The following is a 12,276-nucleotide window of genomic DNA, read 5'->3' as shown; positions in this document are numbered from 1 at the left end:
CGTAGTTTTCTTATAACTCAGCGGTTATTTCAAATGGATCAAAGCTCTATCAAGTCGTTCAGAATACTTATCAAACAGTGGTGCAGAATAATTGAGGCCAAATACTGGCCTCAATTATTAGTTCTTAGCTCTTAGTTCTTAGTTATTAGTAGATGTACTGAGTTGATGCATCAATCCACCAAGGTTTGTGGATTTGGTGCGCGCATTCTATCCCACCACTCTTTGTCAGCTACAATTTGGCCTTGATCATCAATGGCTGGGTAGGGGATCTGTTTGCGGCGACACGCTTTGGCATAAACCGGATGACCTTGTTCAAATAACATAGTCTGGCAGTAGCTGTGATCCAGTCTACGTGTGCCGTACATCTTGGCTACTTCGCGCTGGCGCTGAGCTTCATACATCACTAGTGCTGCGGCAACCGACACGTTAAGCGATTGCACCATGCCACGCATGGGAATAATGATATGTTGGTCTGCTGCAGCAATGGCTTCTGCGCTGACGCCGTCACGCTCATTACCCATTACAATGGCAGTGGGTTGAGTATAATCAATCTCACGAAAATCAACCGCAGAGTCCGAAAACGTAGTGGTTAATATCTGCATTTTCTGTTTTTTAAAGGCCTGGTGAGCTTCTTCAAAAGTGTAATGTTTAACGGTATCAACCCATTGCTGGCTGCCAGAAGCGGTATTACCCGATACCCGCATATCATCATCGGGCCACACTGCATGAATTTGATGTATGCCCACACAGTCAGCAGAGCGAAGAACCGCAGCAATATTATTGGTCATATGCACTTTATCAAGGCAAACCGTTAAGTCGACTTGGCGGTTATCAAGCATTTGATTTATTCGGGCAAAACGTTCTGGACTCATGAGGTATTTCTACTTAATTTTATTCAACATATTTTAACATTAGCTTTCAACAGAAAGGGCGCTAAATGCGCTGGTAAGCGGTTAATATTGATAGCAGGTGATTATTTCGAGTGGCATTATAGCGTTAAAATGCGAACGCTAAAACGTCATCAATCGTGACAAGAGATTGGTTACTACATAATTCTGATTTTTATTACTATGTTGCTTTTAAAGATATGCTAGTAAGTTATAGATAACGTTGAAGTTAGTAGTTTTTACCGATAAAAGTGTTTTAGCCAGAACTCATTTCAACAAAGTAGGTTTGCCACAAAATATTATGATTGAAGATATTACCATCCCACTTCCATCGCTTATTCATCGAATTGGTGGAGAGAAAACAAAGCAAGCTAAAGTCATTGCGCTGCAATTTAACTGCGAGCTGAAGCGTGTACGTCGGTCTCGGAATTGGGGCGTTATCGGTGAGGCGGTTAATATTCAGTCGTTTACTGAACAGTTAAAAGCACAAAATGATGATAATTTTCGTTATCTTATTCAAAAGATTGAGACCGCGCTTCTTGGCCATGCAGATAAGTTAGAGCCATTAGATGCAAAACTTGTCCGCTTAATTAAACAAACTCCAGGTATCACCTTGGGGGAACTTATGCAGCTTACCCAATGTACGTTAACTGAGGCGCGAGTGGCTCGTTTTAAAGTCGATTTTTGATTATTTCAACGTGTGATTCGTACTTTTTTATGCAGCAGGATCGCAATGCTCCGTGGCGATAAAAATACAGCGCTTGTTGTTTTGAGCCCCAAGCTCAGTATGTAAATTTTGCATCGCAGTGAATAAACAGAGTTAAAGATAAGCAACCTAAATCATCAATTGTTTTATTGACGTAAATCGCAGACACAAGAGCGATGCTCATATAACTTGTTTTGGGTAGAAGGTTAATCGCTTTAATGCGGATCTTAGAATGATAGGTATAAAATAAAGGTGTAACACAATTTGCATTACACCCTTCTGAATTTTATTATTAAGTAGTTAATTTAAGCACTCTACTTAATCACTAGAAACGATATTCAACACCGATACTAGCCTGCTTAAAGTCTGTTTCTGTGTCAGAACCGTTAGAGACATTATCTAAGTTAATTTCTGCATCATACCAAGTGTACTCCGCATTAATTAAAAAACGATCTGTTACTTTAAACGCGACACCAGCACCGGCAAATACACCTTCATCATCTTTATTGCCAGAAAACCCGACCACGTCATAATCTGTTGAGTACCATAACTGACCACCTTTGGCATACAGCTCTATTCGCTCAGCAATTGGCAATGTCACTTTTAGACCAGCGGTATAACCATCTGTTTCAGCACTAGATAAGTTGTTGCCGTAACTACCAAAATCAATATAGCTACCTTCTAGAGCTAAGTATTTGTTGAAGCGATAACCTACTAGGCCCTGGAGTACATCATTGTCGTCGTCAAAGTCATCTTCGCCATCGACTTTTAGGTAACCATAATTAGCGCCGACATAAACGCCATTTTCTGCTGCGTCTTTCTTGAAGTCATCAGCGTGAGAATAAGTACTAAAAGAGGCTAACGAAATAAGTCCGGCTAAAGTAAGAATCGTATTTTTCATAAGGTACTCCTAGTTAATTACGTAAATACATCTAACTAAATACAAAACAGATGCCAACTTTATAAAAGTAACAGAGAGTTAATTATCGATATTTAAATTTAACAATTAATATCAACAGCTTATGTTTAGTGTTTTTGGTAAGGGAAGGTGTAGGTGATGATATCTCAAGCGAAATGGCTTATTTTTTCACCCGCTCAATGAGCCAGTAATAATGTAAAACGGTATTTTTTTCTGATTGAATTGTAATTTTTTCATCTTTAAAACATAATGTTATCAATATGTTGTGGTTTTATTTGTTGTTGCCTATTTTCTAGAAAAGATAAAATCTTAGTCTTAAACTTGCTATGTTGATTTAGCTTTTTAAAGTGTAGGTTTGTCCGATAGCGTTAAAGTACAACCGTTAAAGTACAACCATTAAAGAAAGATAATGACTATACAGTAATAAGCCCAATAACCGGATTATCAACACGTTTGGATCGAAAACCTAGATTGTAAATTGGGTTGGATGACTTGCCTAATTGGATTATGAAGCTAATTTCATATCTGTTTTTGGTTAACGGCTATGGCAGGCGCTATGGCAGGCTTAGTGGCTAATCTAGTGGCTAATCTAGTGCATTAAGGTTGCAGGTGGCAATGTTGCTAATCAAGTGGTTTTTAGGTGTTGTTTATATTTATTCAATAAAAATATTTACAAGCTTAGATATTCGTGTATTATATGTCTTGCTCTGACATTCAGAGTTATTAATGAACATCAAGTAAAAGAAAAGCCTTAGAATCTCTTCGTTATCGTTGTTATCCTCTGTGTTTCCCTTAGCTTCATCGTGACATTCAATAATTCAAGCTTGAGCGCATCGCATTTTCGCGACAGATTGATTAATTTTAATATATAAGGGACACATCATGTCTAACAAAACAACTGGTTTAGTAAAATGGTTTAACGAAGATAAAGGTTTTGGTTTTATCACTCCTGATAACGGCGGCGCTGACGTGTTCGTTCATTTCCGTTCAATCACTTCAGAGGGTTTCAAGACTCTTGCTGAAGGCCAGAAAGTTTCTTTTGATGTTGAGCAAGGCCAAAAAGGCCCACAAGCTGCTAACGTAGTAGCTGTGTAACTCGACGTTATAAGAATAACGCAAACGGTTTAACGACTGTTTGCGTTTTTTTATGTCTGCGATTTAACAACTTGCATTCGTAACGGGTATAAACGGTTTATTTTTGTAGTGTCATCAATTCAAATTATTATTTTAACTATGTCTCCTCTGCTTGTTAATCACCATCCTCAACATGAGCGGAATCTAACTCTGATCTAATTTTCTTATTTCTCCATAATCCTATTTCTACTTTGATCTGAATCAAGGCTATTGATCGCAAATAGTTTCATTATATTAGCTGTACATCATGTTGATGATAGCGAGGCCATAATGCCGGATAACAAACTCATATTGATCTTAAAAATCTGTATCTCGATAGGGTTCAGCCTAATTTTATTAGGCATTTATTGTCATAATTTCAGTGATACGATTGAGATGATGGGAGTTAATGGAATTATTATTAGTGCGATGTGCGTGGCCTTTGGCATGGCATTGTCGCTACCGACAAAAATGTACCTGACTTTTATGCTGGTTAAGCGTGAAGCAGATAAAGCGTCATAATCTCATCGTGGTCGGTTCGTTACAAGATGAGCGTTAATGTTTACACTAACGATATTTCATTTCACATAGAATGTTATTCCCTCCTAGAACACTACAGCAAGTCGCTTTTTAATGACTAAAACAGTCTAATTCTCTTCATTTTCTATTAGAAAATCGGTTGTCATAATACATAAATTAACGGGCATAAAAAGAAATTTTTCGCGGTTTCAATAACAATTTAATACTTAATGATGATGTTTTTTAGTGGTTGATTATTAAAGATTATATATAAATTCAGAGCCGAATGATGGTTAGTTTATTGTGGCTATAACGCTGTTGGTTCATTTTATATTGAGTGATAGCATATTTGAGGTTAAAAATACTTATTACATTGATTTTAGAGCTATTAAGTATATTGAAATAAATTGTTTAATCGCTAAAAAATGATTTAATTTGAGGGTATATGTGTGACTTTTATTATCTTTTAGCCTTTTTCGTGGTGACATTAGTAGTTGGATCAGTTATTACTATTTATACAAACAGGAAAATAACATTTAAGGAAAAATAATGCCTTCATGGTTTGATAATGTTCAGCTTGGTTTTGATATGGCGACAAGTCTGACAATTGTTGGTGCCGCAGTGACTTGGGTTATTCGTGAAAAGAAGCAGGCTGAAGCTGAAAAAGTGCGCGGAATTAATCAACAAGTTCGATCTACAAGTCTAAAAAAAGTACAAGATGTACTTTTTGAGATGGAAGATAAATTTTCAGTGTTGATCAATGAGACACAGACCTATGAAAATATGATCGATAATCGTGTTCGCAAAGTAAATGATCAACTCGATTTTTCTCGGTTGAATTTAGCGATAAAACGAGATGATCAATTTCTGATTAAAGCGATTGATCGTCTCCAAGCGATTCGCGAAGAATTAGGCCAATTTTATGAATTGATTCAGGTTAGACGTTATAGCTTGATACCTTTACTTGATGCTATTGAAGAAGGTGATAAGTATATTGGTGTATTCCAACAAAACATCGACGAAGTCGGTGATGCTTATAACCAAGTGACATCAGGAAATGTATCTCTGTTAAAAGAGCTGGAAGCCGTTATTTCAATGCTCAACAAACAGTTTGGTGATGAGCTTATTGACGTATCTGATGAAGTCAAAAAAGAGCTTTTTCAAAAGATATCGACAGATGAAACGTTTATGAAACCAATACAATCTATCATTTACGATGAAGATTATTTCTATTGGGTACAACGTTTTGTTCCTGCAGGAAGAGAAGAAGATTATTTAGAAAAGGTTGTCAGACCAAGTAAAATTGAAGATAAAGAGCTTTGCTCTGAAGTAATGGTTCATTTTATTTTAGCCTTAATTGGTAAAAATCATGAGCTAATTTCTCAAGTCTTGAGAACCGCTTCGGGATCGGTGATGAAAGCCAGAATTGAGTGTAAAGATATTTTGATTTCACTTAGTGCAATTTCGCATAAATTGGTGATGGATAATCACGGCGATACACTTGAAAAAGTAATCGCAAAGTATGAGTCTGAAGAATATTTTGGCCGAAACGTAACTATTCGCTAGTCGATCTATTTAACATTGAACTTGCTGTTTATATTTTACAGATGATTAGGGTCTGTTGATCTTTGTTGGTTGAATTTTGTTCGAGTGAAAAACGTTTTAATCGAGGCTAATGAATTGCTGCCTAGTCATCTAAGCAAAATGCATTCAACAAAGAGTAAAACGTTTTTAGCCGAACCTTTCGGGCAGCGTTTGTAGGTCATTTTTACTGTGTTATCGACTTTTTATGTAGAATAACTACACCACAAAGTCTCTGCCTTGTAGCTCATGTTTAAGTAATGGCCAGCAATTCGCTGCAAAAACAACCTTGAAAGATCAACAGGACCTAGTGTTTCTAGGTCTTACCGGACTTAGTGGCAGATGAATGAGGGGGATAACCTTTCATCATTTATACATTGGGTTTTGCCTTTACCAAGACTGGCTTTAACCTTTGCCGTTAATACATTCATAATACGATCTGTGACGATTGGCTCTACAGTGATATCTGTTTATTTTTATTGAAATGAGCGTGTTCATCAATTTAGTCATTTTTATAAACACTATTGATTAGCTAGCACTGTTCTGCTGCTAGCTAATCAATAGTGTTTATCCTGCAAAATCACCTTAAAGCTATCATTTTGGCAATTAACCCAAGACTATTGGGTCAAAAACACCGATAATTCACCCTAATTTAGACAAGCTGGCCGTTTGGTTGCGCAAGACTGTGGATATATTCAATGGAAATCAAAGTAAATTTTCTCGATAATTTGAGACTCGAAGCTAAGTTTGACGACTTTACCGTCACCGCCGATCAGCCGATCCGTTACAAAGGTGATGGTTCTGCTCCTAGTCCTTTTGATTATTTCTTAGCATCTTCAGCACTTTGCGCCGCTTACTTCATTAAGGTGTATTGTAAAGCTCGTGATATTTCGACTGAAAATATCAAATTGTCGCAAAACAATATCGTTGACCCGGAAGATCGTTATAACCAAATTTTCCAAATTCAAGTTGAGTTACCGGATGATATTTCGGATAAAGATCGTCAAGGTATTTTACGTTCAATCGATCGTTGTACCGTTAAAAAAGTGGTTCAGACTGGGCCAGAGTTTAAAATCGAAACCGTTGAAAACTTAGACGCCGACGCCAATGCGATGTTGATGGGCCAAACTGAAGCAGATGCGAGTACTTTTATCTTAGGTAAAGACTTACCGCTTGAGCAGACTATTAAAAACATGACGGGGTTGTTAGCCGACCTTGGGATGAAGATTGAGATTTCGTCATGGCGTAACATTGTGCCTAATGTGTGGTCTTTACATATTCGTGATGCAGCATCACCTATGTGTTTCACCAACGGAAAAGGTGCCACTAAAGAGAGCGCGTTATGTTCTGCTTTAGGCGAGTTTATCGAGCGTCTTAATAATAACTTTTTTTATAACGATCAATTCTTTGGTACTGAAATCGCCAATAGCGAATTTGTGCATTACCCAAATGAGAAATGGTTTGCACTAGAAGACGATGATGCTCTGCCTACTGGCATTTTAGATGAGTACTGTTTAGACATTTATAACCCCGATGAAGAGTTATGTGGCTCACATTTAATTGATACTAACTCAGGCAATAAAGATCGTGGCATTTGTGCTATTCCATACACGCGTCAGTCAGATGGGGAAACGGTCTATTTCCCGTCTAACCTTATTGAAAACTTATTTTTAAGCAATGGCATGAGTGCGGGTAATAACCAGCAAGAAGCCCATGTGCAGTGTTTATCTGAAATTTTTGAACGTGCAGTTAAACGTCAAATTATCGAACAAGAAATTGTACTACCCGATGTGCCAATGGCAGTACTAGAGAAATTCCCAAGTATTTTAGCGGGCATTAAAGGGCTTGAAGAGCAAGGCTTCCCTATTGTTGTGAAAGACGCTTCTTTAGGCGGTCAATTTCCTGTTATGTGCGTGACCTTAATGAACCCACGTACTGGTGGTGTATTTGCCTCGTTTGGTGCACACCCTAGCTTTGAAGTGGCATTAGAGCGCAGCTTAACCGAGTTATTACAAGGTCGCAGCTTTGAAGGCTTAAACGATGTGCCAAAGCCTACTTTTAATAGCATGGCAGTGACTGAGCCAGAAAACTTTGTTGAACACTTTATTGATTCTACCGGGGTTATCTCTTGGCGTTTCTTTAGCAGTAAGTTTGATTACGAATTCTGTGAATGGGACTTTAGCGGTACTAGTGAAGAAGAAGCCAGCGGTTTATTTGGTATTTTAGAGGCCATGGGCAAAGAAGTGTATATTGCCGAGTTTACAGATTTAGGCGCATCTGCGTGTCGTATTTTAGTGCCGGAATATTCAGAAGTGTATCCAGTAGATGACTTGATTTGGGACAACACCAATAAGTCTTTAAACTACCGTGAAGATATCTTAAATCTGCATTCATTAAGCACTAAAGCGTTAGGTAAGTTAGTTAATCGCTTAGAAGAAAGCCAGCTAGATAACCATACCGATATTCGTACCTTAATTGGCATTGTGTTCGATGAGAATACGGTTTGGGGCCAGTTAACCATTATCGAACTGAAGATTTTGATTTATCTTGCATTAGGCTCGCACGAAGATGCGATTGAATTGGTAGGTGAGTTCTTACAGTTTAACGACAATACCGTCCAACGAGGTCTGTTTTATCAAGCGGTGAATGCAGTATTGGAAGTGACCTTAGATGAAGACTTAGAACTTGAGCACTTTATCGGTAACTTTAACCGCATGTTCGGTAAAGAAGTGATGGACAATGTCGTCGGTTCGGTTAATGGCACAGTACGCTTTTATGGCCTGAGCAAAACCAGCATGAATCTCGAAGGCATTGAACCGCATTTACGTTTGATCGAAAGCTACAAAAAACTGCATCAAGCGCGTAAAGCAAACCTTAGTATCTAGTTTATTGGTTCTGTTTTGCATAGCAAAAAGCCCGCCATTTATGTGGCGGGCTTTTTTGTTGCGCTATATTGTGAAGGAGTGGTCTGCTTACTGTTTGTCTAAATAGCTTTCTACAGCAGTGGCTCTATCTTCTGCATGCTCTATTAGCTCATCGATAGCACGGTAAAAATCGCTGCTACTTTCTAAAAAGCTATACCCAGAGACTTCAGTGGTCGCATAAGGGGCAACAAGTGCAGAGTAAGCATTGTAGCTTGCTTGCATTTTATTGGTTTCGAATGCATCGCTGATAACCTCAAGTAAAAACTGGTTGTAGCGGTCACGGTATACATCATCTGCGTACAGTTTTGATATGAGTGGCCAGCTGCTTGAGTTGAGGTCTGAGAAGTCTAACGACAATGCGCCACCTTGTTTCCCGTCTTGCAATGCTTCGTTGTTGTCCCAAGGTATCCAGGTCAGTTTTGAATTGTCTGGATTGTTATATAAATAGTAATTGTGTGGCATTAAGCCGTAAGTGTCCCAGTTTTGAATGATGCCATTAACGGCTAAGTATTTTAAAAATACATCAACATCAAATACCGTTTCTAGATTGGCTCGCCATGTTTCAGGATCTGTGCTGCGAGTGTCGGCGTGTAGGGCGGTAAACAGGGCTTGTATGTCAGACCAATCTTCGTCGTCTTCGTTAGTTTTTTTCTCAAAGTCTTCTTGATTAAATGACCCATCAACAAACATTGCGCCATCATCTTCGGGTTTGTACAAGTTACCTTTGTCGCTAGAAAATTGCGTGTCGATTACAGTGTCATCAATTTCTTCTACAAGAGTATATAAACCAAAATATTCAGGGCCGTCTCCATGGTCAACGTATAAGGTATAAAACCCAGTGTGAGATACAGCAAGCCCTGCATCTTTAAACACATCCGCAGCAACTTTTTCACGTAACATTGACTCGTCATCAAAGTTGTTTTTTAAACTAAACTTTTTAAAGCCATAAAAGCGTTGGTTTTTAATTTGCGGGTAATCGTCTTCATACTCGTCGAAATCAAGTTTAAGTGCCAGTTTAAGAATGCCTTGTTGCCAGCTAGTTTGCAGTGATGAATTACCTTTAAAGCGGATGCCGACGCGATACCATTCTTTGTTGTTATAAAATACTTCAGCTGGAACAAAAATAGGATCTTCATCGGTATCACTTAAGCTATTTGATGAGCTTCTACCAAATTCACCATAGAGTGCCGTCATGTCATCTAACATGCTTTGCCAGCGCGCTTGTGTGACAACGATATCAAGCCGTTTAACTTCGGTATCACTAAACACTTCATCAAAGTTAGGGTCGACATTTTTGCTGTGGGTTTCGTCTGTCCAATCGCTCGCTTCAAAATCTGCGTCAGTGACCTCTGTTTCAGTATCAGTGCTTGTGTCAGTATCAGCGCTAATGACCGTTTCGGCTATTTCGCTGTTGCTATCACTGTCGCTACCACAACCTGTGAGTATAAAAGCACAACTGAGTGTCATGATAAGTAATAGTGTCATTGGCTGGTTAATTAACCGCTTTTTGAGGTGTAAGTTATTAAGGGAAAACATCGGGCTCTCCTAGTACTTGGGTAAGATTATTTATATGAAGTCGTTACACGTATGTTAGAGAGTAAAAGTGCAGAAACTGCACAGTGAGTGTGGAACAAAATAGCAAGTCGATAAAAGTGCGATCTTGTTCACTGTGATATATTTGCGTGCTAATAGCCGTCGCCACCGGTATTCGATAAGATAAATAAGTTTACAGTGAAGAGATTTATCTTTAGGTTAGTGAACAATGATAATGTTAACGTCTTGTAAAAAAACATATTCTTAATAATTAATATTCAAGGACGATAAATGAGACCTTCACTTTTTTTGCTCAGCTGTGCAATGTTAAGCCCTGCTATAAACGCCAATGAATTACCGCCAATTTTAGATTTTTACCCACTTTGTAGTCCACACACTATCGATACAGCCAATGATAAAATCGTCTACGATATTGACTCAGACTTGCTGGAATCGTCTAGTGATGGCGTGTTGTCCCATCGTGATGCTTATATACAACAAGCCTTTGTGGAAATACAGCGCAAAGCTGCAGCAGCAGGAGCGGATGCGATTATTATTGATAGATTAAGTGTTGGCGGAATTGAGCGAAGTATTGACTTGCAAGATGACAGTAGCCGAGTTAAATCGATCACCAAGCAAATCCATGTGATTACCACTGCGCAATACGTTACCTTTTGTGACGATACACAACTGAGCAAAGATCCCACACCTTATAACAGTGAAGGAAAATCGGTTTCGTATACCCAAACCACAGTAAAGTTGACGATGCCAAACGAGGGGAATGTATTAAAGCAAGCGCAAAAACACCAAGCACCTGATGCGCTTATTACAACTGACAGCGCCTATGGCATACACATTGGTGACTCGGTTGATGTTTTACAACAAGCATTAGGTCCTCACAGTATTCAGTTGCAACTCGACAATGGTGCAACCGTTTATGGTTATGGGCGCAGTCTATGGTTTGTTGTTAAAGACAATCGTATCGAGATGATTACCCAGGATTTAGGATTGTTAAATGGCCATGGTCAAAACCAAATTGCCTTAAGTGAAAACTATGATGGCGATAATTGGGTGATTGCTAACCAAGTGCGTCAAGGTGATGGGCTTGCTAGCGTGAAAGCGCATTTAGCGCTTAAAAAGCAAGGTGATGTTTACAGTGTGGGAGATAAAAATAGCCGATTGATATTAACTTTTGAAGACTATAATGAAAGTCTAGATAATGCTGCTGTTTCTCGACTTAACAGCTTTGCAATTATGCCATTAACAGTCACTGATGATTATCACGTTAAGTTCGGTAACTTTGATAATATCGACATCGCAACATTGTTGACATTAGCATTTAAGCAAGCTTATACCTTGCAACCACAACAGCTCATCAACCAAATCCAATTGACAGACAACGGTCCAAAAGTGCTGGTGAATAGCAATGTATTATTGGGTTTTGATCGCCAAGGAGTCGTTAATTCAATTAAAATTACCGAGTCGATGTTTGGCACGCAAACGATGAGTGAATTTAATGCTGTGCTTGCTAATTATCAGTTGCCTACTATCAAATCTCAATTGTTGGAGCGATACCCAAACGCAGAAGATAATTTTGATAACATTATGCTGACAAAAGGGACGGTGATGTTGTCGATTAATTTTGATTCATACGATGACGATGCGCAGCTAATTGATTTTACGTTACGTTTTTAATCATCTTAGCGACTAGACCTGAGTGAGTGGTACAGTTACCAGCGCTATAGGCACAGATGGCATACAATATACCTTATTGAGGTTCAATGGGGTAAAGTAGCACCCAAGTTTTGATCTAAAGTTGTTGGGAATACAAATGAATATTGAAAATGATGTGATTGATAATTTAGCCGAATTAGAACGCTTTTTACTGTCGGTGGAAAAGGGCGGTTTAGGTTTGGAAGGTGTTGCTGGTGTGGGTATGGCAACTAGTCATGCCGACGGTCGTCATTTTGTTGCGGTATTTGGTGATAACCACAAGCTATTACTTGGCCGTTGGATTACCGCAGAAATCTTCGAAAGTGGTCAAGATATGGTTAAAAATGGGCTTAAATCTAAGCATTGATTGTAGACTCTATT

General features: G+C 38.6%; 10 protein-coding genes. 7 read left to right on the top strand and 3 right to left on the bottom strand.

Annotated features, from left to right (window positions below):
• Positions 1-170: 170 nt before the first annotated feature.
• A complete protein-coding gene (gene trmH / locus HNW13_RS10245; RefSeq protein ID WP_101086009.1) occupies positions 171-872 on the bottom strand; it encodes a tRNA (guanosine(18)-2'-O)-methyltransferase TrmH in 702 nt (233 codons plus the stop codon).
• A 316-nt stretch (positions 873-1,188) separates the two neighbouring features.
• On the opposite strand from trmH, the gene HNW13_RS10240 reads away from it, so the two are divergent.
• Positions 1,189-1,575: a ribosome recycling factor family protein gene (locus HNW13_RS10240; RefSeq protein WP_182744586.1), complete on the top strand. Its 387-nt coding sequence runs from the start codon at positions 1,189-1,191 to the stop codon at positions 1,573-1,575.
• A gap of 343 nt (positions 1,576-1,918) precedes the next feature.
• Here HNW13_RS10240 and HNW13_RS10235 read toward each other — a convergent pair whose 3' ends face one another.
• A complete protein-coding gene (locus HNW13_RS10235) occupies positions 1,919-2,494 on the bottom strand; it encodes a porin family protein (RefSeq protein ID WP_162022374.1) in 576 nt (191 codons plus the stop codon).
• Between the two features lie 900 nt (positions 2,495-3,394).
• On the opposite strand from HNW13_RS10235, the gene HNW13_RS10230 reads away from it, so the two are divergent.
• The 4 genes from HNW13_RS10230 (at position 3,395) to HNW13_RS10215 (ending at position 8,610) form a co-directional block, all read left to right on the top strand.
• Positions 3,395-3,607, top strand: coding sequence for a cold-shock protein (locus HNW13_RS10230; RefSeq protein WP_011636218.1), 213 nt, complete (start codon positions 3,395-3,397; stop codon positions 3,605-3,607).
• 309 nt (positions 3,608-3,916) lie between these two features.
• On the top strand, positions 3,917-4,147 hold the full coding sequence (locus HNW13_RS10225; protein WP_101086008.1) for a hypothetical protein: 231 nt from the start codon (positions 3,917-3,919) through the stop codon (positions 4,145-4,147).
• A gap of 546 nt (positions 4,148-4,693) precedes the next feature.
• Positions 4,694-5,710: a hypothetical protein gene (locus tag HNW13_RS10220; RefSeq protein ID WP_101086007.1), complete on the top strand. Its 1,017-nt coding sequence runs from the start codon at positions 4,694-4,696 to the stop codon at positions 5,708-5,710.
• Between the two features lie 713 nt (positions 5,711-6,423).
• Positions 6,424-8,610 carry an OsmC domain/YcaO domain-containing protein gene (locus HNW13_RS10215; protein ID WP_192115573.1) on the top strand — a complete coding sequence of 729 codons (2,187 nt, stop codon included), beginning with the start codon at positions 6,424-6,426 and terminating at the stop codon, positions 8,608-8,610.
• An 87-nt stretch (positions 8,611-8,697) separates the two neighbouring features.
• On the opposite strand, the gene HNW13_RS10210 is transcribed toward HNW13_RS10215, so the two are convergent.
• Positions 8,698-10,185 carry a CotH kinase family protein gene (locus HNW13_RS10210; protein ID WP_192115575.1) on the bottom strand — a complete coding sequence of 496 codons (1,488 nt, stop codon included), beginning with the start codon at positions 10,183-10,185 and terminating at the stop codon, positions 8,698-8,700.
• 288 nt (positions 10,186-10,473) lie between these two features.
• On the opposite strand from HNW13_RS10210, the gene HNW13_RS10205 reads away from it, so the two are divergent.
• A complete protein-coding gene (locus tag HNW13_RS10205; RefSeq protein ID WP_192115577.1) occupies positions 10,474-11,877 on the top strand; it encodes a hypothetical protein in 1,404 nt (467 codons plus the stop codon).
• Positions 11,878-12,013: 136 nt separating this feature from the next.
• Positions 12,014-12,262 carry a hypothetical protein gene (locus HNW13_RS10200; protein WP_162022379.1) on the top strand — a complete coding sequence of 83 codons (249 nt, stop codon included), beginning with the start codon at positions 12,014-12,016 and terminating at the stop codon, positions 12,260-12,262.
• Positions 12,263-12,276 lie beyond the last annotated feature (14 nt).

This window comes from Shewanella sp. BF02_Schw (assembly GCF_014596695.2).
Lineage (GTDB): Bacteria > Pseudomonadota > Gammaproteobacteria > Enterobacterales > Shewanellaceae > Shewanella.
This window is presented reverse-complemented; position numbering and strand designations above follow the sequence as displayed.

Bases quoted from the DNA above. Each gene is read 5' to 3' on its own strand.
- trmH (WP_101086009.1), bottom strand. From the start codon at position 872: ATGAGTCCAGAACGTTTTGCCCGAATAAATCAAATGCTTGATAACCGC.
- HNW13_RS10240 (WP_182744586.1), top strand. From the start codon at position 1,189: ATGATTGAAGATATTACCATCCCACTTCCATCGCTTATTCATCGAATT.
- HNW13_RS10235 (WP_162022374.1), bottom strand. From the start codon at position 2,494: ATGAAAAATACGATTCTTACTTTAGCCGGACTTATTTCGTTAGCCTCT.
- HNW13_RS10230 (WP_011636218.1), top strand. From the start codon at position 3,395: ATGTCTAACAAAACAACTGGTTTAGTAAAATGGTTTAACGAAGATAAA.
- HNW13_RS10225 (WP_101086008.1), top strand. From the start codon at position 3,917: ATGCCGGATAACAAACTCATATTGATCTTAAAAATCTGTATCTCGATA.
- HNW13_RS10220 (WP_101086007.1), top strand. From the start codon at position 4,694: ATGCCTTCATGGTTTGATAATGTTCAGCTTGGTTTTGATATGGCGACA.
- HNW13_RS10215 (WP_192115573.1), top strand. From the start codon at position 6,424: ATGGAAATCAAAGTAAATTTTCTCGATAATTTGAGACTCGAAGCTAAG.
- HNW13_RS10210 (WP_192115575.1), bottom strand. From the start codon at position 10,185: ATGTTTTCCCTTAATAACTTACACCTCAAAAAGCGGTTAATTAACCAG.
- HNW13_RS10205 (WP_192115577.1), top strand. From the start codon at position 10,474: ATGAGACCTTCACTTTTTTTGCTCAGCTGTGCAATGTTAAGCCCTGCT.
- HNW13_RS10200 (WP_162022379.1), top strand. From the start codon at position 12,014: ATGAATATTGAAAATGATGTGATTGATAATTTAGCCGAATTAGAACGC.